Source organism: Campylobacter sp. RM9328 (genome assembly GCF_012978615.1).
The window spans coordinates 1-24,094 of sequence record NZ_LIWF01000005.1; the positions used below are offsets into that span (position 1 = coordinate 1).

Below are 24,094 nucleotides of genomic sequence, written 5' to 3' on the forward strand. Positions count from 1 at the left end.
CCAAGAGTTACCCTTATAGATAATAAAGATAGTGTTATAGAAAGCGTTATAAAAACACCCATTAAAAAATCTTCTATTGAAATTCAAAATAATCAGACATTGACAACAAATCAAGTAGATTATCAAGATGTAGGATTGAAGCTTAATATTACAAATGTATTAATCACAAACGATAGTGTAAGCTTTACGCTTGATTTGTATATTGAGAATTTACTAGATGACACAGACACTCCAAGAATTAGTAGTAGACATCTAAAAACTAATGTATATCTTACTGACACTAATTCTTTTCTTATCGGTGGTATAAATAGCAAAGAAACAATAACTTCAAATAAAACTATTCCGTTTATAGAGAATATACCTATTTTAGGCGATTTAACGTCCTATAGTAGCACAAAAACCAATGATTTTAGTTTTAGTATTTTTATTACAATGTTGCCCGATGAAAAAGAGTTAAATAAAAGGCTAGAGGATTATTTTTTGAGCGCAACGCGCAACGCCAAAGGGGACCCGCGTAGCGGGGAATGAGCGTTGTGCTCTTGGCTATATATAATATAAGTGTGTAACTTAAAGGATAGATTGTGTATGGAATTACTGAAGCTGATAAAGTCTTTTTAAAAAACAAACTAGAAAATCAAAAAAGATACCTTGATAATAATTTTTTATATATCAATGGCAAAAATATTCCCTATTCTCATTTTTATTTTTCTAGTTGGCATAATTCAAATAGATATATTGCAGAACTAAACAATCGTGTCTCTAGCTTAAATGATTACGCAGAAAAAGAAGGATTAAAGCCTATATTTGCTGTTTTAACTTTGCCTAGCGAGTATCATCGTCAAAAAATGATTACTTTAAAAAGCGGTAGAAGTAAGCTAGTTTACAATAAAAAATATATCAATGATGATAAGCACAGTGTAAAGTCTGGATCAAATAAGCTCCAATTTTTAGTTAGAAGCATTATGAATTCAAAGCATTTTAGAAATATACCTCCCAAACAAAGATGTTATATATCCACAAAGGAGCCACATTTAGACGGAACTTGTCATTTGAATTTGCTTGTTTTTGTTCCCGAAGAATATTTAAATGATTGTGTTAGCGCTATTAAAAGTAGATTTTTAGATACTCATAGTAAAGTTGAAACAAACATTAATAATCCAACGGCTTATATTATGAAATATATTTTTAAAACTCTTGATGATTTGCGACAAAACCCTGAATTGGAGAATTTGACAGATATTACGTTTTGGTATTTAAAACATCATATTAGACGTTTTACTATGTCTAAAACTTTTGTAAGTCTTGAAATTTATAGAAAACTAAACGGAAGAATTGGTTTGATATCTCTTACAAAAAACTACAATAAAGGCTTAATTACAGTAATTATAGATCCTGAAACAAAAAAACCAGTTCAAATTTTTGACGAATTCGGCGAGTTATGGCAAAAAATAAAAATACCTAAAGTTTGCAATAATACTCCCTATAAAATGAATGATAAAAACATCTCTAAACGTTTTAAAGAATTACAGCTTTTAAATTATATTGATGAGCTTTTCGGCTCCGATAACAAAAATATTAAATGCTTAAATCGTATTCCTATAAATCGCATGTCTAATTTTGAATTAGTTAATTATTATCACAATTTAGACCTAGAAAACATAAATTTACAGCATTTGGGATATGTAGAAAATATCTTACTTGAACGTGATTTAAATTGTTTTACCCACATTAATACTCCTCATGATTTAAATAATTTGACTGCCAATGATTTTATTAAAAGGGGCTTAAATGTCAATCCTTCTTAATGAGCTTTTCGAAAAGTATATTTTATTTTACGAGCTTATTTTAAGTAAAACTACTCTTAGAAGCGATATAGCAACATACAATAAGCATTTTAAAAACGGCCTAGGTTTAAAATTTGTAGATGCAATAACATTTCTTGATATCCAAGAGTTTTGCAATGTGCTTTTAAAAAATGGATATAAAGTAAAAACTGTGAAAAATATTGTAGCAAAGTTGCGAGTAATTTTTAAATTTGCCCTAAAACTCGATCTTGTAATTAAAAATCCTTGTGAGTTTATCGAGCTTCCAAGGTTTGATAATAAAAGATATTTTGATTATTCTACTAAAACACAAAAGGCTATTATTAAAGCAATAGTTGAGAATAGGGGAGTAAATGCCGATATATTTTTTTTCTTGCTTCATGGTAGGCGCAAAAATGAAGTGTTAAGTCTTAAATTTAGTGATATAAATTTAAAAAATAGAACTTATATAATTCCATATAAAATTAATAAAGCTAAAAGAAATATGATTTATACTATGAGCGATGAGTTATACTTAAGATTATTGAAACATTATATACAAGCTAAAAAAGATAATAGGCTAAACGGTTATATATTTGAAAATTCTAACACTCATAATAAATTTGTCGATTTACGTCGTTCTTGGAATTCTTTACTAAAACGCAATAATTTGCCTAAAATCAGGCTTCATGATATACGTCATTTAATTGGAACTTATTCAATAAATTATTTAAAGCTTCCTATTGAGCAAGTATCTTTTACTCTGGGGCATACAAATATAATTACTACTCAAAAATATATTACTAGTAATATTAAAAAATCTAAAGAAACTATTGAAAATTTAATAAAATCAGTTAATTAAAAAGTAAGAAAAAATTAAGTTTTAAAAAAGTGCTTTGAAATGTCGATTTTTAGGGTATTGGTTGCAGAGAGCGGATTTGAACCGCTGACCTTCGGGTTATGAGCCCGACGAGCTACCACTGCTCTACTCTGCGTCATTTGGATATTAAGGGGGTGGATGGGGTAAGAGGATTCGAACCTCTGAATGACTGGACCAAAACCAGTTGCCTTACCGCTTGGCGATACCCCAACGCTTTAAAAAAGAAATTGAATTATACATTTTTTTTATTTCTTTGTCAAGGGAATTTTAAAAAATTTTGCAAAAAATATTAAAATTCTCTCAAATATCTATAAAATTTCTCTTTGTCCTTTTGCATTAAGTGGGCTTAAGACGCCCATTTTTTCCAGTTGCTCTAGGATATTTGCCGAGCGATTATACCCTATGCTTAGACGCCTTTGTAGATAGCTTATGGATGTTTTTTGCTCACTTAGTATAATGGCTTTTGCCTCTTCATAAAGTGGATCAAGCTCTCCGGCATTTAGCGTAGCTTCGCTATTTTCTCCACTGCTTCCAGCTTCAGCTAAAAATCTCTCATCATAAACTACTTCTTGTTGTGATTTTAAAAACTCAACAATGCTTTCTATCTCTTTTTCACTTGCAAATGGCGCATGTAGGCGTATTATACCAGGACTTCCGGGAGGGGTAAATAGCATATCACCACGTCCTAGCAAGCTTTCTGCTCCCATTTGATCAAGTATGACTTTGCTGTCTATGCGCTGTCCGACACGGTAGCTGATACGGCTTGGTAGGTTAGCTTTTATTAGACCGGTTACTACGTCCACACTTGGGCGTTGCGTGGCGACTATTAGATGTATACCGCTTGCTCTTGCCATCTGTGCCAGACGCCCGATATATAGCTCCACGTCCTTGCCACTAGTCATCATAAGGTCAGCCAACTCATCAATGATAACTACGATGTATGGGAATTGCTCGCCACCTTCTGCTTTCATCTTTTCGTTGTAGCTTTCGATATTTTTTGTGCGTGTGTGGCTCATGATAGTATAACGTCGCTCCATTTCAGCGACCATATTTGATAGAGCCGTTATGGCTTGTTTGGCCTGAGTGATAACAGGTGTTAAAAGATGCGGTATGTCGTTATAAATGCTAAACTCCAGCATTTTTGGGTCTATCATCATGAGACGAAGGGTTTGCGGGCTGTTGCGGTATAGCAAGCTTAGCAGCATGGCGTTTATGCCCACACTCTTGCCACTTCCGGTTGTTCCTGCGATGAGAAGGTGCGGGAGTTTTTTAAGGTCTGTTATAAAAGGTGCTCCGACTATGTCTTTGCCAAGTGCCATTGTTAGTGGGCTTTTGGCGTTTTTAAAGATTTCGCTATCTAAAATTTCTTTTAGGTAGATGGTTTCGGTGTTTGTGTTTGGCACCTCTATGCCAACTACGTCTTTGCCTGGAATTGGTGCTTGGATACGTATGGTTTGAGCACGTAAAGCCATAGCAAGATCGTCTTGAAGTGTTAAAATTTTACTGACTTTTATATGTGGGGCAGGGCGAAATTCAAATGTTGTAACGATCGGTCCTGTGTATGTACGAACCACATCGCCGTCTATCTTAAATTTACGAAGTTTATCAAGCAAGTCTGAAATTTTTTGATCAATTTCTGCTTCGTTTATGTGAGTTGATCTTTTTGGTGGATCTTTTAGAAATTTAAGCGATGGAAGCTCGAAGTTTTTAGGTTTTTCGATTTTACCTTTTTCTATCTCCTCGAGTAATTTTTTATTTTCTACAACTTCATTTAAAATTTCAACGCCTTGAATTTTTAACTTTCTATTGATGCTTGGCTCATCAAGTTCGCTGTTTATGTCAGGTTCTAAATTTATTTGTGTATCGGCTTCATCTGTGTTTGAAATTTCTATTTGTTCTATAACTTGCTCGTCCACATATGTTTTGATATCGTCTTTAGTATTTGAAATTTCTTTTAGTTTTTTGCGTTCTATAGTTTGTTTTTGACTTGTTTTTTGTTCTTGATTTTTAAATTTTAAATTTACCGTAGGGTCTACAAAAGCTCGCCTTAGCACAACTATAATATTATCTCTAAAGATAAGTCCGACAGAGATAACAAACATCATAAGTATCACTATACATGTGCCAAATGTACCGATAATGTCCCTTAGAGCATCGTTGATGAAATTTCCGACCTCTCCGCTGTTTGCGATAGATGTTGTGATCGATTGAAGCATTAAGATTGCAATAAAAAATAAAAAAAATCCAAGCAGACTTTGGGCTAATTCGCTATCAAATTTATTGTGTTTTTTATAAAACAAATAGCTTAAGATAATCAGCAAAAACGGATAAACATAAGCAATAAGTCCAAATAGCTTAAAATTTAAATTTCCAAGCAACTCACCGACAGAACCCACAAAATCAGCTGTCGGAGCCATGGTTGCAATGCCAAAAAATAGTAAAATACAAATGATTATTGTTAAGATTGATTGGTGTAAAATTTTTAATCCTTTTTAATAAAAAGACTTATTATAACACAGTGGAGTTTAAAAATTTTAAAAGCGAGCGTGCCTGCCCGCTTTTACATGTAGTTTAAAAGACTTAGCTGGTTGATTTTAGAAGTAGCCTGAAGCATCGCTTGGTAGGCTAGGGATTTTTGAGTAAATGCAAGATAGGCTTCGGCGTAGTCAGCATCCATTATGTCTGATTTTACCGTTTGAACATTTACTTTCATAAGTTCGGCTCGTTCTTTCGTTGTTGTTATTAAATTTGTTTGAGATCCAATCTTGGTTATCTCTTTATTTACGTGATCCATTAAGTGATCAAGTCTTTGCAGTGCACCTTGCATGCCTGTGTTTCTTGGATCGCCGTTTTCATCGCTGGCACGGTAATACCCCTGCCTAACAGCCTCTATCATGCTATCAAGGTCGGCAAACATATCAATACCGGGCTCGTCTATCGTAACCGCGTTATTTTCCATAAAGCTAAACACAGAGCCATTGCCTTGTTTTGTTGCTGCGGTATTGCCTGTGCTATCACCATAAAATTTACCGCTTTCGCTTGCGTCTTGTATGCTAAGCTCGATATTTGTTACGCTTTGAGTTTTGTCGGTTAGTGTTATTCTGCCTTTGTCATCTAAATTTACTTCTACTGAGCCGTGTGATTTTTCTATAGCATCTTTGTATGCTTCATAGTTTTGTCTTCTTTGTTCTGTTGTGGTTGTGGCATTTTCCACATGAGGCGGACTTGGTATATTGTCACTCGCCGCCATTGCTACTATATCCATTAGTTGTCTATATGTAAAGTCGTTTGTCTGTGTTCTATACTCGCCAAATTCGTCCGCATTATACACGGCTAGAGATCTTGTGGCAGGCGTTCCTGTGGGGAAGGCATTGTTGCCATTAGCGTCGGTTGCTTGTATGGTAAATAAGACCGGCGTAGACGGATCTTGAGTGCCCAGTCTTAATTCGATGGTGTATTTTATACCTGTTTTTGATTTGACTTCTATGGCTAGTTTTTGGTTATCGATATTATATCTATCTTGTGAATTTGGATAAAGCTGCTGGGCTGCAGCCGTTTGACTTAAGCGAGTGGAGTCTGTAGCTACTTCTCCTGTTTTTCTATTAACCTGAGAGATATTGCCTATAAGCTGATTATTGCTTTTTTCAAACATTACATTATCGTAATCAAAAGAGTCAACTTTGTTTGAAGCTTTATCTTTAAAGTTGTTTTTTATAAAATTTGTTATATGCACATCGCCATTGTCTGCTAAAGTCTGTAGGGCTGATAATGTGTCAACTGCTTCAAGAGGAGAATTTCCTGCTGTTTCATCAGCGATCGCCGTAGCAAGATCAGCTTTGTTGTCAACTTTAACAGTAGCGGCTACCATGTGAAAGTCTAGGACTTGAGAGCCTTTTGTTAGATCTTTTATATTAAATTGACCGTCATTGTTTATACTTACGTCAACGACTTTTGAGCCTTTGGTATTGCCAAACTCATAACCGATCTTATCCATTAAGCCTTCAAGCGTCGTGTCGCCTGTTACTTTAAATTTACTAGTAAAGCTTGTTCCGTCCGGTTTCGTTCCTTGTAAGAAAAAGTATGTGCCAGGGAAGTCAATGTCTTTATCGGTAAAATCATAATCTGAATTTATGGTATTTTTGTTATTTACATAGTTTAGTCCAACCATTTGTTTTATGGTTGATTGTTCGTTTAGGTATTTTAATTCAGTTCCATTTGAATAGTCTTTGGTGTTGTCTATCAAGCTTACATTTGTGGTTAAAATTTTATTATAGTCGTTATCTGAACCTAAAAATACTTGCTTCCCTGGAATGTTATAAGCCAGCTCTATCTGCGCTCCTGCTGAAGTTTTCATGCTTTCGCCGTTTCCTTGATACTTGCCTGAACCATCTATAGGCTTGGTATCAACGGCTGAACCTGAGAATAAAAACTGACCGTTCACGGAAGTGTTTGCGATATTTACAAGATGGTCTTTTATACCGACAAGCTCATTTGCAAGAGCTTCCAGTGATGTAGAACTATGCACGTCGCTAGCTGCTTGTATCATCTTTGTTTTAAAATTTTCAAGTTGCTTTTCAAATTCTTGCAGTGATTTATCTGTATTTTTGGCGAAATTTACAGACTTTGATGTAGCTTCTATGACTTGGCTGAAGGTTTCTACTTCATAATCAAGCCTCATTCCGTCGTTATATAAACTAGCATCGTCGTATGCTTGATTTATCTTAATGCCGTTTGAAAGTTGCAAGTAGTTTTTTTGAACTCCGGCCATATTTCTTTGATAGTCATATAATGTTTGGTTGTAACGCCATTGATTTGTTATTCTCATTTTAATTCCTCTTTATTGGCAGATAAAGCAAAAATAGTTCCGCTTTTTGTAATATCGGATAAAAAGTAAAATTATTTACACTATAATTAGACCTTTAAAGGAGTAAGTATGAAAATTTTATTTTCTCCAAGTGAGAGTAAAAGCGCGTTTAACAACGACGAAAGATTGGACAAAAGCAGTCTTGTATTTTTAGATTTGTATGAAAAAAGACTAGAAATTCTAAACATATATAATGAATTTATAAAAACTTCCAGTATAGATAAAATTTCAAAACTTTTTGGGATAAAAAATTTAATCGATGATAAGAGTTTAAGGCAGGATGTTTTTACAAAAGGTTTAATAAAAGCGGTTTTGCGCTATGACGGTGTTGCTTATAAGCACTTAAATTACCGAGATTTAAGTCAAAATTCACAAAATTATATAGATAAAAATGTGGTTATATTTTCAAATTTATTTGGACCCATTCTTGCCGGAGATAAAATTTTTGAATACAAATTGAAGCAGGGTGAGAAGATTAACGGTGTGAATATTGAAAAATTTTATAATGAACATTTTAGCAAAAGTCTTGATGAATTTTTACAAGATAATGATATTTTGGATCTTCGTGCAGGGTATTATGAGAAATTTTATCAAGTAAAAAAAGAGCACACAAGCTTTAAATTTATAAAAAATGGGAAAATAGTAAGCCATCACGCAAAAGCATATCGAGGCAAAATTTTAAATCAAATCGCAAAAGATAATATTAATAGCAAAAAAGAGCTTATGGATGTAAATTTTGATGGACTAAAGTTAGTTGAGATCAAGAAGATAGGGCTAAAAAACGAGGTTTGTTTCGAGATAATGTGCTAAAAGCGCCTAATTTAGTTGAATTTTTACCAAAATATTGAAAAAGATAGCTAAAATAGGCAAAAAGCTATTGTTTTTTTTATAAAAACATTGTAGAATTAGCGCATTACAATTCTTATATAAGGACGATTTATGAAAAAAGCTGAATTTATTCAAGCTGTTGCCGATAAGGCCGGTCTTTCAAAAAAAGATTCTCTTAAAGTTGTTGACGCTGCTTTAGAGACCATAGCTGCTGCTCTTGAGAAAGGTGATTCTGTTAGCTTTATTGGTTTTGGTACTTTTGATACAACTGAAAGAGCTGCTAGAAAAGCAAGAGTTCCTGGAACAAAACAAGTTATCGACGTTCCTGCTAGCAAAGCTGTTAAATTTAAAGTTGGCAAAAAACTTAAAGAAGCAGTTGCCGCAGCCGCAGCAAAAAAATCTAAAAAGAAATAATTTTCTTAACCCAAAAGCCCTTTTATACAAAGGGCTTTAAATTTAGCTCACTTTTAGATATATTTGATACAATCACATTTCTAATTTTTAGCCCGAGTGGTGAAACTGGTAGACGCGCCAGACTCAAAATCTGGTAAGGGCAACCTTGTGTCGGTTCGAGTCCGACCTCGGGCACCATTATATATATTTTATACAAAAACTTCAAAACATATCAAATTTATAGTAGAATATCAAAAAATAAAAGAGAATAATATGAATTATACCACTATAAAAAATGAGATAGAAAATATAAAAAAAGAATTTGCGCTTTTAGATAGGGATTTTGACAAAGAAATTATTCCTTGTGTTGATGTTTTTGAGTTTAATAAAAATGTTGATATGCTTAAAACTAAATTTTATAGCAAAAACAATGAGAGTGATTTTTTTAATAATCTTTTTAATACAAATGACTACTACGAAGAGATAAGTCTGCATTTACGCAGAATGAACGATGTCTTAAAGGAAAGAGCCGCAAAAGAGGGTGTTAGCCTTGAGGCAAATAAAAATATCAAAAATAGTTTGGAAAAAATTTCAGATATTATCGCTATTTTGATAGAAGAATACAAAGAAAGTGTTAAAAAAGCGAAAGCTAATTTTATAAATTTTAATAACCAAGAAGAAAAAGAGATAAAAGAGATTTTAAGGGACTTAACGGGGCTTAAAGAGCAGATGAAGCGAGTTTTGAATTATGACTCAAAAATAGCTTCAAATGTAGTTCTTGTTGAGTTTAAAAACATATTTAGTTTTCTAACTAGTGCTATAACGGTTGCCAAAAAACGAAAAGATGAGCTTTTGCTTGTAGAGATAGCAGACGCAACTGACCGTATAATGCAAATCATAAATCCAGTCTTTAGTAGCAAAAGTCTTGTAAAAACAGAGCTTATCTATCACTATCTAAGCTATGAGCTTCAAGAGATAAAAGCAAGCGCGGTTGGCGAGCATCTAACCTAACTTGCTAAAAATTTTATCAACTATCTCTTTGGCTCCGTTTTGGTTTATCATGCTTTGTAGCGCTTTTGAGCTGTGATTTATATCAAATTCTTTAATCATTTTTAAAACACTATCAGTATCCACACCAGAGTCGTTTTGTAAACAAATTTTAGCTATATTTTTTTCAAATAAAAATTTAGCATTGTAGTATTGGTGATTTTTAGCGGCATGAGGATAGGGGATAAATATCGCAGGCAAGGCATTTGCGCAAAGTTCCCAAAGTGAGCTAGCTCCTGCACGGCTTATAGCTAGGTCTGCGATCGACATTTTTTGTTCCAAATTTTTACTAAATTCAAAAATTTCTACATCATTTTCTAAACTTATACCTAAATTTCTATATCTTTCTTCAAGTTTTACAAGTGCGTTTTTGCCACATTGATGAATGATCTTTATGCCGCTTTCTTTAAGCTTAGGAGCTAAATTTACGGCAAGATCATTTATCGCTCTTGCTCCTTGTGATCCGCCTAAAAATATCACGGTTTTTAGCTCTTTTCTAATCCTTGACGTAACAAAAAATTTACTGCCTACTGGATAATTGCATGGAGAAATTTTATCATATGAGCTGTAATATCCCTTTGCATATGGTTTTAAAAGTTTGTTTAACTTACCTGTAATTGCGTTTTGTTCGTGTATAAAAAGTGGAATTTTGCACATTACAGCAGCAAATGCGGCAGGTGCGGCAGAGTAGCCACCAACAATAATAACGGCTCTTGCCTTATGTTTTTTTAAAATTTTACAACATTTTAGTGAGAGCTTAAAGATGTTTAATAGAGATAAAATTTTATCAAAGCCTCTTTTGTTTACTACGCCACTACTTTCTAAGAAAATTCTTTCACTAAAATTTTCATCATTTTCAAACCAAAGCTTGTCCTGACCTCTTGTTGAGCCGATAAAAATCGGCTTTTGATCGCGAAGGTTAAGTTCTTCGCATAAACTTTTGACAATAGCTAGATGTCCTCCGGTTCCGCCACCACTAATAACTATCATATTTTCGCCTTTTTGCTTATCATTAAAACCATACCTATGCCTATACAAACGGCCAATATCGAACTACCACCATAGCTTAAAAACGGCACAGCGATACCTTTTATCGGTGTTATCGAAGTTATGCCGTAGCTATTCATAAGAAATGAAAACGATATGATAAGTCCGATACCGAGCGAGAATAGGTGATAAACTTTATTTTCGCTTCTGGCTGAAATTCTAAAAATTCTATAAAGTAACGCAAGCATAATAGCAACTATGCATAAAATTCCAACGACGCCGACTTCTTCTGCTATGCCTGCTAAAACAAAGTCCGTATGAACTTCACTTAAAAAGCCAAGCTTAAAAACGCCGGCACCAAGTCCTTCTCCTAAGAAATCCCCATGTTTTATAGCATTTAGCGAGTGTGAAATTTGATAAGGCTCCGGCGCATCATCCACTCTTAAAATTTCAGCTATATTTTCAGGTAGTATCGATAAAACCATGCCTTGTATCGTTCCCCACCATGATTTTATGCGTAAAATCCTGTGTTCAGAGCTGATAATGGCAACGATAGCAAGCAAGGCTGCACCTAAAAAACCTATGCTAAAAAATTTCATGCTAGTTCCTGCAAAAAGCGCCATCATGATAAGTGTTAATGCAAGCACGACAACTTGTCCAAGGTCATTTTGAAGAACGGCGATAAGATAAACTACTATCAGAAAGACGCAGATGTAAGGTAAAAGAAGTTTAAGTTCCTCTTTTATGCTTTTTTTGTTTTCATTTATCTTTCTGGCAAAACTCCATGCTAGAAAATAAACAAAACCTATCTTAAAAAACTCAACCGGCGCTAGCGAAAACCCGGGAAGTCTTATCCATCTACGCGCGCCACCTGCCTCCGTTACCATTGAAGAGGGTAGCATGTGCATAAGACCCATTGTGATTATACAAAAACCAAAAAGCCCAAAACCTATCCAGATAAGAGCTTTGTCGGGATTAAGTCTTGAAAGTCCCCACATCAAAAAAATACCTATACAACCTACTATAAGTTGCCTAATAAAAAAGTGATATTGACTATAATCAAACTGTAAAACCGTAAAAACAGGCAAGGATAGTGAAAATGTGATACTAATCGTAATCAGTGTCACGCAAAGGTAAAAAATAATCTTATCAACAGCCAAGATCTACTCCAAAAATTTATAGCCTTTTATTGTATTGAAACTCTACTTACAAAGCGATAAATGATCGTTTATACTAGCCATTTAGCTCTTCGGCAACTTGCGCGGCAAGTTTGAGCTTGTCGTTGTCAAAGTGAGTGTAAATTCTTGAAGTATTTAGGCTTGCATGACCCAAGGCTTCCTGCACTAAAACAAGGTCTTTTTGCTTTTTGTAAAGCATTGTTGCAAATGTGTGACGAAGCATATGTGCGCCGTTTTTTTCTTTACGGATACCGGCGCTAAATAAAATTTGCTCGACTATGCGACTTACGTATGCCTGAGTTAGCCTTGTGCCTTTTTTATTGATAAATAAATACCCCTCTTTATTTATGTAGTTTATGGCGATCGCGTCAATATGGGCTTCTATGAGGTGTCTTTTTATCATGACGATACGGTATTTGTTGCCTTTGCCTCTAATTCTTATGATATAAAGGTCGCCTTCTTCCGTTATATCTTTTCGCTTTAAATTTAAAGCCTCGCTTACGCGAATTCCTGTGAAGATTATTGTTTTGATGATTAGCTTATTGCGATTTGTGTTTACCTTAAAGTCGGCATTTTCAATGGCATTTAGAAATTTCTTAACCTCTTCTTCGCTCATAAATTCAGGTAGTTTTTGACCTCTAACTCCGCTTATACCACCCCAGTTTTTTAAATTTATATCAAAAACATGAGCCTTGCCGTCTTCTTCGTTTTGTTTATCCAAAAACGCAAAGAAATTTATAACAGAAATTCTATAGTTTTTCTTACTCGCATCGCTTAGTCCGCCAGTAACGCTGGCTAAAACTTCGCTTATTAACTCTTCATCTATCACTTTTAAACTCGAAAGCTCGTAAAATTTAAGCGTCTCATAAATTTTTTTAAGTGGATTAAAGTAGGTGTTTATGCCCGTTAGTCCTGCATTTCTTGAAATTTTAACAAGTCCGTCAAGCTCTTCTATGCTTTTTATATCTCTGCTTAGCTTATAGTTTACGGTAGCTAAAGCCTTTGGATCTCTTAGTTCTTTATTAGAAAGAGAGCTTAATTTAAATTTGACATATCTTACGAGCCAAAACAGCATAGAGTTTTCAAAACTATCTTTTGCATCAAGCGGGTATTTCAATATATAAGCCTTATAAATTTAATAATTGAAAATTATATCCAAAAATGAGTTATAATAACGCCTTTAAAAGGAATTTGTAATGAAAATAGCTTTTTTTGACTCTGGTCTTGGCGGGCTTAGTGTGCTTCATCTGGCGCTAAAACGCTTAAAAAACGAAGAATTTTTATATTATGCAGATAAAGACAATGTTCCTTACGGCTTAAAAAGCAGGGAGGAGATTTTAAATTTCACGACAAAGAGCGTGGAATTTTTAATAAAGCAAGGCGCAAAAGCTGTCGTTATCGCATGTAATACCGCAACAAGCGTAGCGATAAACGAACTTAGGGCAAAATTTAACATACCGATAATCGGCATGGAGCCTGCTGTTAAAAAAGCTATTGACTTACAGCAAGAAATACCTGATGAAAATGATCTTAGAGTTTTACTTATCGCAACTCCCGTAACCGCGGTTGGCAAAAAACTAAAAGATCTTATCGGGCGCGTTGATACAAACCATTTAGTCGATGTTTTACCGCTTCCAAAGCTTGTAGAATTTGCAGAAAAAGAAGAGTTTGCCTCAATTGATGTCTTGGAATATTTAAATAGCGAGCTTTTAAAATTTAATCTTACAAACTACTCCTCTATTGTGCTTGGATGTACGCATTTTAATTATTTTAAAGATACTCTAAGGCGGATTTTGCCAAGCAATATAAAAATACTTGACGGTAACGAAGGCACAGTAAATAAGCTAATATCCGAGCTTGAGGGCTTAAATTTAATTGAAAACAACAAGCAAAGCGTAGAGTTTTTTTACTCATCAAAACAAGTATCATCCGGTAGTGAGATCACAAAACTAAAGCGATATCTCAAGCGACTTGATGAGATGATAGATATAGCGTAAAATTTAATTTTTTATTTATTTTTTTTAAATAGAATTGCCGAGTATTTTAAAATTTAAAGTGAAACTATGAAAAAAATTTTCAAATTTATAGCATTTTTAGCAGTGGTTGTGGTTGGCGGTTTTTACATCTATGCAGAGTATTTTAAGCCAAAGGAGCGCATAGAATTTATCACCCAAAAGGCTGTTAAAAAAAGCTTTTCTAACAAAGTAGAAGCGACTGGTGAGATATTTGCCACAGAACTTGTGGATGTTGGCGCGCAGGTTAGTGGGCAGATAAAAAGGCTATACGTAGGGCTTGGTGATAAGGTAAAAAAGGGCGATATGATAGCCGAGATCGATAGCTCAACGCAGCAAAATAACGTAAATGACAAGCGTGCTCAACTTGAAATTTATGAGGCTAGACTTGCTAGTGCAAAAGTAGCTCTTGAGATATCAAAAACACAGTTTGAGCGTGAAAAAACACTATACGCAAAGAATGCTACTTCAAAACAAGAATTTGAAAATGCAAAAAACACTTATGCAACAAATGAAGCCTCTTTAAGAGAAATTTACGCACAGATTAATCAAACCAAAATCGAACTAAATACCGCCGAGATCAACCTTGGTTATACTAAAATCACAGCACCAAATGATGGGGTGATCGTATCTGTGCAAGTAGAGCAGGGACAAACAGTAAACTCAAATCAAACAACGCCGACCATTGTTAATATCGCAGACCTTAGTAAGGTAAAAATGAAAATGCAAATCGCAGAGGGCGACATAACAAAGATAAAAGTCGGCACCCCTGTTGAGTACTCGATACTTTCTGAGCCAAATATGAAATTTAAAACAGTTGTTAGCTCGATAGACCCCGGTCTTACAAGGCTTAGTGACGGAACTTACTCAAGCTCAAGCTCCTCCTCAAGCTCAAGTTCTTCAAGCTCTTCGGCAGTTTACTACTATGCGCAAAGCATAGTTGAAAATACTGACGGTATCCTTCGTATCGGCATGACTACGCAAAACACTCTTTTGGTAACCAAAGTAGATGATGCTATCGTCATACCAAGCCTTGCTATAAAAAAAGAAAAAGACAAAAGCTATGTAAATGTCCTAAAAGGCGATCAAGAAGTTGTAAGAGTAGAAGTAAAAACAGGCATAAGAGATAGCCTTGAGACACAAATAATAAGCGGTATAGATGAGGGCGATGAGATCATAACATCGCAAGGTAGTTCTAGTGAGATCGCTCAAATGGTCGCAAAGGCAAATAGAGGTCCAAGGTGATCGAACTAAAAAATATCGTAAAGAAATTCAAAGTCGGCGATGGTGAGATTGAGATTTTACATGGCATAAATTTAAATATAAAAAAGGGCGAATTTATAGCCATCATCGGTCAGTCTGGATCTGGTAAATCAACACTTATGAATATCTTAGGCTGTCTTGATAGTCCAAGCTACGGTGAGTATCTGCTAGAAAATGAAAACATCTCGAAATTTAACTCAGATGAACTTGCGAATTTAAGACGCAATAAATTCGGCTTTATATTTCAAAGATACAACCTCTTAGCGAGCATGAATGCGCTTGAAAATGTCGCGCTTCCAAGCGTTTATGCCGGAGTTAGTAAAAAGGATAGACAAAGCAGAGCGCATGAAATTTTAACATCTCTTGAGCTTGATGATAAGTCATTAAGTTTGCCAAACAAGCTATCTGGAGGGCAACAACAGCGTGTTAGCATAGCACGTGCGCTCATGAACGGCGGAGAGATCATCCTAGCTGATGAGCCAACGGGCGCGCTTGATAGTAAAAGTGGTCTTATGGTGATGGATATCTTGTTAAATTTACACAAACAAGGCCATACTATAATCATCGTCACACACGATCCAAAAATAGCAAAATACGCTAATCGCATCATAGAGATAAAAGATGGTCATATCATAAAAGACGAGAGTAAAAAAGATGAAATTTATACTCTAAAAAGACCAAAACCTCAACAAAAAAGCTCATTTATCTACTATAAAGATCAGCTTATCGAAAGCTTTAAAATGTCTGTAAGTGCGATGCTTGCGCATAAGCTTCGTTCGCTTTTAACCATGCTTGGTATCATCATCGGTATAGCCGCGGTAGTAAGTATGGTAGCGCTAGGGAAGGGCTCGCAAGAGCAAATTTTAGCCGGCATAAGAAAGATAGGCACAAACACTATCGACATAATGCCTGGGCAAAGTTTTGGTGATATGTACTCAGGACGCGTTAAAACTCTTGTGATAAGCGACGCGCAAATGCTTGCAAATCAATCGTTCTTAGAGTCAGTCACTCCAAATACCTCCACAAGTGGAACAATAACATATCAAAACACCTCGCTTACGGCTAGTTTAAGAGGTGGCGGCTCGGGGACGTTTGACGTAAACGGACTAAAATTAGAGCAGGGTAGGACTTATGACGATGAGGAGGTAAGAGATTCGGCTTCTGTTGTGGTGATCGATCAAAATACTAAAAATAGTCTTTTCCCACACGAAAATCCAGTCGGGCAAACCATACTTTTTAATAAAAAACCACTTAAGATCATCGGTGTGTTAAAAAAGGATGATTTTACATTCGGAGATGCTAGCGCGCTTAGGATTTATGCTCCTTACACGACTGTTATAAACAAAATCACAGGCGATAGGCATATAAACTCTATAACCGCCAGGGTAAAAGAGAGCGTAAATGCACAAATTGCAGAAAAAAGCATAACAGAACTTCTAACTATAAAGCATGGTAAAAAGGACTTTTTTACTAGAAATTCAGATAGCGTAAAACAAACCGTCGAAAGCACGATATCAACCATGAGAATTCTTATCTCAAGTATCGCAGTGATCTCGCTTATAGTTGGTGGTATAGGTGTCATGAACATCATGCTCGTATCAGTTACCGAGCGCACAAAAGAGATCGGTATAAAAATGGCGATAGGTGCAAGACAGGGCAATATCTTACAGCAATTTCTTATAGAAGCCATCTTGCTCTGTGTCATCGGCGGTGCGATCGGCGTAGCTACGGCTTATGGTATAGGCTATATCTGTAATAACATTTTAAGCGGATTTAAGATGATATTTTCAAATGAATCAATAATAGTTGCCATCACAACATCGATGGTTATTGGAGTGGTTTTTGGCTATATGCCAGCCAAAAATGCGTCAAAACTAAATCCAATAGATGCACTTTCAAGGGAGTAAAATGAGAATTTTAAGCTTGGCACTTGTGGCAGTTTTAAGCGGTTGTGCCGTTAAGGACGTAAATGAAAATTTCAGCGAAATTTTACTTCAAAACGAAAATAGGGCAGATGTAAGTATAAACACAAAATGGTGGCAAGAATACAACAAAAACTATCTAAATGAGCTTATCGAGCTTGGCATAAAAAACAATATCGACCTTGCTAAAGCAGCCGTTGCTATCAACAAAGCCATGGCTCAAGCAGGTGTTTTAGAAGCCGAACTTATACCTACTTTTAATGCAAGCGTTGAAGCAGAGCGTTCGCGCGATATATCTACAAATTCGTCTTGGACGCGAACAAATGCAAGTGGAATTTCATTAAATTATGAGATCGATTTGTTTAGAAAACTAGCCAATGCAAGAGATGCTGCCTTATGGGAAGCACGCGCTACCCGTTTTGACCTTGAAGCCAGTAAGTTAAGTGTTATAAATGGCATAGTAGACGGTTACTTTAATATTGCATACTTAAACGAGAGTATAAGGTATTATAAAATTTTACTGGATAATTATGAAAAACTGCAGCAAATCGTCTTGGTAAAATTTCAAAGCGGAAAAGAAGAAGAACTGTCTTTGACCAAACTACAAAATTACGTCATTAGCACTAAAACTAGGCTACTAAATGCTCAAAATGAACTTTTAACTATCGAAAAAAATATTAAAATTTTACTTAATGTAAAACCTGGTTTTGAACTAAAAACAGATGAAATTTTAATAAGCGACATTATCCCGATCGGAGTTGATCTGGAAATACCACTTGAAAGTATCTCAACTCGTCCTGATTTGCAAGCTGCGATTTTTAGGATAGAAGAGGGGCTTTTAAATTTAAAAGCCAGTCAAAAAGACTTTTATCCAAGTATCACGATAGGGGCTAGTTTAAGAGGAAGTGATGAGAATTTTTCAGATAGTTTTTCTATGAAATTTCTAAGCGGTAATGTATCATTAAATTTACCGTTTTTAAACTATTCAAAACTTAAATCAAACCTAAAAATTTCAGAAGCAAATTTTGAAAGCGCAAAACTAAACTATCTAAGCACGCTAAACACGGCTTTAAACGAAATTTCAACTAGCTATAAGTCATACGAAAAAGATACGCGAGTGTTTGACAACTATGTAAAGCAGTTTGGCAATACACAAAAAATCAGTGAAATTTATAATAACAAATACCAATACGGCAAAGCAGAGCTAAAAGACTACCTTGAAGCGCTAAATGATCAAACAGACGCTTATATAAATTTACTATCCGGAAAATACAATCTCCTGCAAGACGAGATAGAAATTTATCAAGCTATGGCCGGCAAATTTACCAAAAGATAAATCAACAGCTCATAAAATTATTTATTTTTAAATATATATAAAATTACTTTCATTAAGCCAAGTCATCTTGGCTTTGATTTAGCGTAGCAAAAATTTCCAATACATAAAAGTTATCATAAAGCCAAAATTTCAAAGCAAAATCAAAAACATAAAATTTCATGCAATATAATACAACAAAACGTAAAACCGAGACAAATTTTATATTTTGTATTGAAAACTATAATTTTCAAATTATTATTTATATTTTTCTTTAATCTATCCTTTTTAACTTTAAAGTGCCTATTTTAGGGATTTATCTGACTTTACTTTTTGTAATATAAAAATTTATCCATGAAATTTATTGTAAAAAAATGCATAAATAAATATGTTTTATTTTCTGTATGGATAAAAACTTATTTTTTAGATATAAAATCACACGAAGCTGCAAAAATTATGCAATGTATAAAAATGTATATAAATAAAAGTAAAAATTAAAAAAGTTATTTTTTGTGTTTTTTGGGGTAGTCAAAGAAAAGCGCTTTTGCGCTCCCCTCTTTTATTTGATTAAAAGTTGTTTTTATCTTAACACAAAAAATTCCACTCGTTGGAATGTTACCAATAAAAGAGTCGCTTAGAAGTTCTGAAATTTCAGTTATGCTTGGATTATGAAGTATGATGAAAACATCTTTTATATCTTCGTCTAAATTTTGCACAAATTCTATAAGTTTATCTGTGCTTATATCATAAAGTTCGTCTTTGAGGATGATTTTGTGTTTGAAATTTATATTTTGAGAGATGATTTTTGCCGTCTGTTCGCAACGTTTTGCACTGCTTGAAAAAATGGCATTTGGTATGATTTTGTGTTTTAGTAGCCTTTGTGCCATAAATTTTGCATTTTCTTTGCCACGTGAAGTAAGCTCTCTACTAAAGTCTTTGCTTGTGTCTTTATTTTCCTTTTGCGCTTTTGCGTGTCTGATAAAATAAATTTTATGCATTTTGAGACTTTTGTAAATTTTTTGATCATCTCAAGTTCTTCTTTGCTAAAGCCGGCTTTTAGTCTATCTGCTTCATTTAGCTCTCTACTTGTTTTAAAGGAATTTGGATAGAGAGTTTGTATGATATTTATGTATTCGCTTGGATTTATATTTAGCTGTTTGCAAGCAAATTTAAACCACTTATCACCTTTACTGACATGAGAAATTTTCTCTTGCAAAATGACATTTAACGCCCCAATAAGCTCTTTATCTCCGCCCTCTTTTTGAAGTTTTTGTATGATATGAGCGTTTGCGTCAAGTCCGTTTGCCTCCATATATCTTGGCAAAAGCGCCATACGTTTAACAAGGCTTTCTTGCGTCTTGCAAAGGGCGATAAAAAGTCCGTCATGAACACTTAAGTCACCGTATTTTGCGCCCTGCTCTTTAAGTAAATTTTCTATCATATTAAAGTGTCTTATCTCGTCTTGTGCTACTTCAAGCCAGTCTAGAAGTATGTTCTTGGCAGATTATCAAAACGATAACATGCATCAAGAGCGATGTCTATAGCGCTAAATTCTATATGGGCCACAGAGTGGATAAAGGCTAGCTTTTTATCTTTTGGTTTTGTCTTTTTATTAAATTCTTTCATGCTGACGACATCACAAAGACTTGCGTAACAAGGAGTTTTAAGTTCTTGTGCGGGTGAGTTTCTTTTTAAATTTATATCCTCATTTGCTTTAAATTTATCGTAAAATATCTGAAATTTATTAAATTTAGTGCTTATGTTGCTTTCGTTTATAATCTCAAAAAGTTCATCAAAAAAATTCATGTCATTCCTTATTTAAATGACATTTTAGCATAAATATATCCTATCGCAAAACCAAGCAAATGCGCATACCAAGCGATATTTACTCCAAAAAATAACGGAGCAAAACTCATAAGCAAAAGTGCTATAACAAGTCCTTTTCGCGTCTCTTTGTCTGTCAAAAACGACAAAACACCCAAAAGAACACATATCGCGCCACTTGCACCAACTACAGTGACAACTTGCGCATTAAAATAAAGCATATAATACACATAAATGAGTGTTAAAAACGAAGTTGCAATGCCACCTAAAATATATATAAGTAAAAATCTAAAATGTCCCAAATTTCGCTCTAAAATAGAGCCAAATTGAAACAAAACAACCATATTCATAATTAGATGCGAAAGCGAACCATGTAAGAACATCGATGTTAGCGGCTGAAAAGAAAATATAAAATTTTGAGCAAAACCGGCGTTTAGGCCAAAAATTGTATTAAAATTTTGTCCGACAAAAAGATAGATAAGACAATTTATACATATTAATATGTAAGTAACGATCAAATTTGCTCTACCTTACTATGCCATATCCGGCAAATCTATTTGAAGCAAGGCAGCTTGTTTTGTTGCTTTTACATCTTAACATATAGCTGTTGATCTCTTTTTTCCCGATCTTATATGTGTTTTTTTGTCTTAAATTCATATAACTATGTGTTATTTTTCCGCTGTAATTATGTATAAATTTAACCGTTCCATCTTTTGCTACTTCGGTGACTATACCGATGTGGGTTATGTTGCTTTTGTCTTTATTTTTACCTGCGGCTCTTCCTAGGGTATTTGCAAAAAATATCAGATCCCCAACCCTGGGTTCGGTAAATGAAATTTGCTTTTTGCTACTATATAGGTTAAAGATAGCCTTTGACTTTCTGCCTGACTTATCGTAGTATTTTGATATGCTTTTCTCATCAAAATACATATTTTCGTGTTTTTTATTTACCACTGATATGAAACCGGAGCAGTCGCCGCCTATTTTTGTGTTTAGGTATTTGTTAAAAAACGACCCGAAATTTTTATGCTCTCGAGTATCTTGTTTGTCTTTGTCAAGATACGCTTCCAAGTATGTTTGCTCTTCTTTTTTTTGGAGAGGGACGTCTGTTTTTATGACCTCGTTTATGGGTAGTTTTTTGTTTTGATTAAGAGTAGCACAACCTGTAAAAAGAACGATCAAAGTAGCTAAAACTATGGAACGCTTAAGCATAAATTTCCTAATCACTTAAATTTAAAGTAAGTATTTTACCTATGCAAAGTAAATGGATGGTTTTTGGAAATTTAATTTTGTTTTATAAGCAAAAAATCACTATAATCAAGGCAAAAATTTAAATTCTAAGGTAAAATTATGATGCATTATTTGCAAATACAAGGCGGAGCGAAACTAAGTGGCGAAGTTGCTATAAGTGGTGCTAAAAACGCAGCTCTCCCGTTGATCGCACTAACACTGCTTGCTAAAAATGAATTAAAACTTACAAATGTTCCAAATGTTGCAGATATTAAGACTCTAGCACAGTTGCTTGTAAATTTAGGCGCTAGTTGTGAATTTGAAGATCCAAATACTCTTAAGGTCAATACAAGTAGTGTAAATTCGACCATGGCAAACTATGACATAGTTAGAAAAATGAGAGCATCTATCTTAACTCTTGGTCCTTTATTATCCCGTTTTGGACATTGTGAGGTTAGTTTGCCAGGAGGTTGTGCCATCGGTCAAAGACCTATAGACCTTCACCTTAGTGCGCTTGAAAAAATGGGCGCAAATATCGAAATAAAACAAGGTTATATCGTGGCTAGTGCACCAAATGGACTAAATGGAGCTCGCATAGTTTTTGACAAGATAACCGTAACCGGAAGCGAAAACATCATCATGGCGGCAGCTTTAGCACATGGAACTACAAGACTTTTAAACGTGGCAAAAGAGCCTGAAGTCGTGCAAGTGTGTGAAATTTTAAAGGCATCTGGCATAAACATAGAAGGCATAGGAACTAGTGAGCTAGTAATCGAAGGAAGCGGTCAAAGATTACTTACGATACCTGACATAAAAGTTATCCCTGATAGGATAGAAGCAGGTACTTACCTTTGCGCAGGTGCTATAACAAATTCTAAGATAACAGTAACTAAAGTAAATGCAAAACACATGCTTGCCGTTATAGCAAAGCTTGAAGAGATGGGTTTTGGCATAGAGATAGATGATGATAAGATAACGATAAGTCCAGCTAAAGAGATCAAGCCTTGCGAGATCATAACGACTGAGTATCCAGGATTTCCTACTGATATGCAAGCGCAGTTTATGGCATTAGCCCTTGTTGCAAATGGCGTTAGCGTGATAGATGAAAGACTCTTTGAAAATCGCTTTATGCACGTAAGTGAGCTAGCTAGAATGGGCGCTGATATCAGACTAAATGGTCATATTGCAAGTGTTTATGGCGGCAGTGAGCTAAATTCCGCCGATGTTATGGCAACTGATCTTAGAGCAAGCTCTGCGCTTATCTTGGCAGCTCTTGTTGCAAAAGGTGAAACAAGAGTTCATAGGATATATCATCTTGATAGGGGTTATGAGAATTTAGAGCTTAAATTTAAACAACTTGGTGCAAATATCACAAGACTAGAGGAATGAAATGGAAGTTTTTGAAGCTATAGATGAGATTTTTAGAAATTTTAATCCGCCCTATTCGCTGGAAATTTTACCTATAAATGAAGCTTGCGGTAGAATTTTGAGTAAAGATGTCGTGGCGGTTAAAAATTTACCCTGCTTTGACAACTCTGCGCTTGACGGCTATGCTATAAAATTTGAAGATAAAGACAAGCCTTTTGTATTGATTGATAGCGTTCTTGCAGGAGATAAGCGAACTACTAAGATAAATCAAAACGAATGCATAAAGATAATGACGGGAGCTAAAATGCCTCTTGGGGCTGATACCGTCATGCGTCTTGAAGAGTGTATCGTAGATAAAAATTTAATCCATGCTCCTAAGAACTTAAAAAAAGGAGACGCTTATAGATTTACCGCCGAAGAGGTAAAAATAGGTGAAATTTTGCTTAAAAAAGGCGAAAAACTAAACGCAAGAGTGGTTATGATGTTGGCTACGCAAGGTATTAGCTTTGTTGAAGTTTTTGCATTGCCGCGCATTGGAATTTACTCAAGTGGAGATGAGATAGTAGAACCTTGGCAAAATGCCGACGATGATCAAATTTATAATGCAAATGCCGTTGGTATCGGCGCCATACTCACTCTAAATGGCTTTAAAAGCTCTTATCTTGGCATTATTAAAGATAGCTTTGAAGCGACCGTGACTGCCTTAAATCAAAGCAATAAATTTGATGTTATTATCTGTTCTGGCGGTGCAAGCAAGGGAGAGGCTGACTTTATGAAAAAAGCCCTTGAAGCTATCGGTTTTAATGAACTTTTTAATAAGGTAAATATGCGTCCTGGAGCGCCATTTAAAGCATATAAAAAAGACGGAAAAATGGTTTTTGTCTTGCCCGGTAACCCAATGGCAGCATATCTTTGCGCAAATTTATTTATACTTCCGTTGCTTTTATCGCAGAGACTAAAATTTGAAAAAGTAACACTAAAAGAAAATATAAAAATAAAACCAGGACGAGCAAATATCGTGTTAGGAAGCGTTGATAATTTTGAGTTTCATGTTACCAACGAAAACAGATACGGCTCCGGAATGATAAAACCACTCTTAAAAAGTAACGCTATTTATATCTCAAATCCAAGCGAAAGTGAAATTTTAGCAAATTCTGACATTTTTATCACAAGGATCTCTTGAC

General features: G+C 34.8%; 20 protein-coding genes, 3 tRNA genes and 1 pseudogene. 13 read left to right on the forward strand and 11 right to left on the reverse strand.

The window, feature by feature from the left end; genetic code table 11:
* The 3 genes from CCAL9328_RS04350 to CCAL9328_RS04360 form a co-directional block, all read left to right on the forward strand.
* On the forward strand, nucleotides 1–528 hold a 528-nt coding region (locus tag CCAL9328_RS04350; protein ID WP_211436824.1), incomplete at its 5' end, for a secretin GspD/PilQ domain-containing protein.
* Nucleotides 529–581: 53 nt separating this feature from the next.
* Complete coding sequence (locus CCAL9328_RS04355) at nucleotides 582–1,805, forward strand: replication endonuclease (RefSeq protein ID WP_170000102.1); 1,224 nt, start codon at nucleotides 582–584, stop codon at nucleotides 1,803–1,805.
* On the forward strand, nucleotides 1,789–2,664 hold the full coding sequence (locus CCAL9328_RS04360; RefSeq protein WP_194239107.1) for a tyrosine-type recombinase/integrase: 876 nt from the start codon (nucleotides 1,789–1,791) through the stop codon (nucleotides 2,662–2,664). Before CCAL9328_RS04355 ends, CCAL9328_RS04360 begins: the two co-directional genes overlap by 17 nt.
* A 58-nt stretch (nucleotides 2,665–2,722) precedes the next feature.
* On the opposite strand, the gene CCAL9328_RS04365 is transcribed toward CCAL9328_RS04360, so the two are convergent.
* The 4 genes from CCAL9328_RS04365 to flgL all read right to left on the reverse strand — a co-directional run bounded on the left by CCAL9328_RS04365 (nucleotide 2,723) and on the right by flgL (nucleotide 7,507).
* A tRNA-Met gene (locus CCAL9328_RS04365) sits at nucleotides 2,723–2,797 on the reverse strand.
* A 20-nt stretch (nucleotides 2,798–2,817) separates the two neighbouring features.
* A tRNA-Gln gene (locus CCAL9328_RS04370) sits at nucleotides 2,818–2,892 on the reverse strand.
* Between the two features lie 98 nt (nucleotides 2,893–2,990).
* Complete coding sequence (locus tag CCAL9328_RS04375) at nucleotides 2,991–5,099, reverse strand: FtsK/SpoIIIE family DNA translocase (protein ID WP_169935844.1); 2,109 nt, start codon at nucleotides 5,097–5,099, stop codon at nucleotides 2,991–2,993.
* 143 nt (nucleotides 5,100–5,242) lie between these two features.
* Nucleotides 5,243–7,507, reverse strand: a complete 2,265-nt coding sequence (gene flgL / locus CCAL9328_RS04380; protein ID WP_170000103.1) for a flagellar hook-associated protein FlgL — start codon at nucleotides 7,505–7,507, stop codon at nucleotides 5,243–5,245.
* A 108-nt stretch (nucleotides 7,508–7,615) separates the two neighbouring features.
* Between flgL and CCAL9328_RS04385 the strand changes: the two genes are divergently transcribed.
* From CCAL9328_RS04385 to CCAL9328_RS04400, 4 genes are all read left to right on the forward strand, one after another.
* Complete coding sequence (locus tag CCAL9328_RS04385; RefSeq protein WP_169971702.1) at nucleotides 7,616–8,356, forward strand: YaaA family protein; 741 nt, start codon at nucleotides 7,616–7,618, stop codon at nucleotides 8,354–8,356.
* Nucleotides 8,357–8,485: 129 nt separating this feature from the next.
* The gene (locus CCAL9328_RS04390; protein ID WP_169935850.1) at nucleotides 8,486–8,788 is read left to right on the forward strand and encodes an HU family DNA-binding protein; all 303 of its coding nucleotides are present in this window, start codon (nucleotides 8,486–8,488) and stop codon (nucleotides 8,786–8,788) included.
* Nucleotides 8,789–8,878: 90 nt separating this feature from the next.
* Nucleotides 8,879–8,965 (forward strand) — tRNA-Leu (locus CCAL9328_RS04395).
* Between the two features lie 75 nt (nucleotides 8,966–9,040).
* On the forward strand, nucleotides 9,041–9,778 hold the full coding sequence (locus tag CCAL9328_RS04400; protein ID WP_169971703.1) for a hypothetical protein: 738 nt from the start codon (nucleotides 9,041–9,043) through the stop codon (nucleotides 9,776–9,778).
* On the opposite strand, the gene murG is transcribed toward CCAL9328_RS04400, so the two are convergent.
* The 3 genes from murG to CCAL9328_RS04415 all read right to left on the reverse strand — a co-directional run bounded on the left by murG (nucleotide 9,770) and on the right by CCAL9328_RS04415 (nucleotide 13,096).
* A complete protein-coding gene (gene murG, locus CCAL9328_RS04405; protein WP_169971704.1) occupies nucleotides 9,770–10,804 on the reverse strand; it encodes an undecaprenyldiphospho-muramoylpentapeptide beta-N-acetylglucosaminyltransferase in 1,035 nt (344 codons plus the stop codon). The two genes, CCAL9328_RS04400 and murG, sit on opposite strands and share 9 nt — an antisense overlap.
* A complete protein-coding gene (locus CCAL9328_RS04410) occupies nucleotides 10,801–11,961 on the reverse strand; it encodes a peptidoglycan glycosyltransferase FtsW (RefSeq protein WP_169935856.1) in 1,161 nt (386 codons plus the stop codon). Before CCAL9328_RS04410 ends, murG begins: the two co-directional genes overlap by 4 nt.
* 73 nt (nucleotides 11,962–12,034) lie before the next feature.
* Nucleotides 12,035–13,096 (reverse strand): tyrosine-type recombinase/integrase, encoded by a 1,062-nt coding sequence (locus CCAL9328_RS04415; protein ID WP_169935858.1) that lies wholly within the window; start codon nucleotides 13,094–13,096, stop codon nucleotides 12,035–12,037.
* 79 nt (nucleotides 13,097–13,175) lie between these two features.
* On the opposite strand from CCAL9328_RS04415, the gene murI reads away from it, so the two are divergent.
* The 4 genes from murI to CCAL9328_RS04435 all read left to right on the forward strand — a co-directional run bounded on the left by murI (nucleotide 13,176) and on the right by CCAL9328_RS04435 (nucleotide 18,512).
* The gene (gene murI, locus CCAL9328_RS04420; RefSeq protein ID WP_169935860.1) at nucleotides 13,176–13,976 is read left to right on the forward strand and encodes a glutamate racemase; all 801 of its coding nucleotides are present in this window, start codon (nucleotides 13,176–13,178) and stop codon (nucleotides 13,974–13,976) included.
* 66 nt (nucleotides 13,977–14,042) lie between these two features.
* Nucleotides 14,043–15,236 carry an efflux RND transporter periplasmic adaptor subunit gene (locus CCAL9328_RS04425; RefSeq protein ID WP_169935862.1) on the forward strand — a complete coding sequence of 398 codons (1,194 nt, stop codon included), beginning with the start codon at nucleotides 14,043–14,045 and terminating at the stop codon, nucleotides 15,234–15,236.
* Nucleotides 15,233–17,161: a MacB family efflux pump subunit gene (locus CCAL9328_RS04430; protein WP_170000104.1), complete on the forward strand. Its 1,929-nt coding sequence runs from the start codon at nucleotides 15,233–15,235 to the stop codon at nucleotides 17,159–17,161. The genes CCAL9328_RS04425 and CCAL9328_RS04430 overlap by 4 nt, the downstream gene beginning before the upstream one ends.
* Nucleotide 17,162: 1 nt before the next feature.
* Entirely contained in the window at nucleotides 17,163–18,512 is a 1,350-nt protein-coding gene (locus CCAL9328_RS04435) for a TolC family protein (protein WP_170000105.1), read from the forward strand.
* A 479-nt stretch (nucleotides 18,513–18,991) separates the two neighbouring features.
* Here the strand turns inward: CCAL9328_RS04435 and CCAL9328_RS04440 are convergent, their stop codons facing one another.
* The 4 genes and pseudogenes from CCAL9328_RS04440 to CCAL9328_RS04455 form a co-directional block, all read right to left on the reverse strand.
* A complete protein-coding gene (locus CCAL9328_RS04440; RefSeq protein ID WP_349304193.1) occupies nucleotides 18,992–19,468 on the reverse strand; it encodes a SixA phosphatase family protein in 477 nt (158 codons plus the stop codon).
* Nucleotides 19,357–20,294 (reverse strand): annotated as a pseudogene (locus CCAL9328_RS11270) (ferritin-like domain-containing protein). The gene CCAL9328_RS04440 and the pseudogene CCAL9328_RS11270 overlap by 112 nt, the downstream one beginning before the upstream one ends.
* A gap of 8 nt (nucleotides 20,295–20,302) precedes the next feature.
* Nucleotides 20,303–20,827, reverse strand: coding sequence for a rhomboid family intramembrane serine protease (locus CCAL9328_RS04450; RefSeq protein WP_169936043.1), 525 nt, complete (start codon nucleotides 20,825–20,827; stop codon nucleotides 20,303–20,305).
* A gap of 10 nt (nucleotides 20,828–20,837) precedes the next feature.
* Nucleotides 20,838–21,524, reverse strand: coding sequence for an NlpC/P60 family protein (locus CCAL9328_RS04455; protein WP_169971710.1), 687 nt, complete (start codon nucleotides 21,522–21,524; stop codon nucleotides 20,838–20,840).
* A 141-nt stretch (nucleotides 21,525–21,665) separates the two neighbouring features.
* Between CCAL9328_RS04455 and murA the strand changes: the two genes are divergently transcribed.
* Nucleotides 21,666–22,931, forward strand: a complete 1,266-nt coding sequence (gene murA, locus CCAL9328_RS04460) for a UDP-N-acetylglucosamine 1-carboxyvinyltransferase (protein ID WP_169936045.1) — start codon at nucleotides 21,666–21,668, stop codon at nucleotides 22,929–22,931.
* Nucleotide 22,932: 1 nt separating this feature from the next.
* The gene (locus CCAL9328_RS04465) at nucleotides 22,933–24,093 is read left to right on the forward strand and encodes a molybdopterin molybdotransferase MoeA (protein ID WP_170000107.1); all 1,161 of its coding nucleotides are present in this window, start codon (nucleotides 22,933–22,935) and stop codon (nucleotides 24,091–24,093) included.
* Nucleotide 24,094 lies beyond the last annotated feature (1 nt).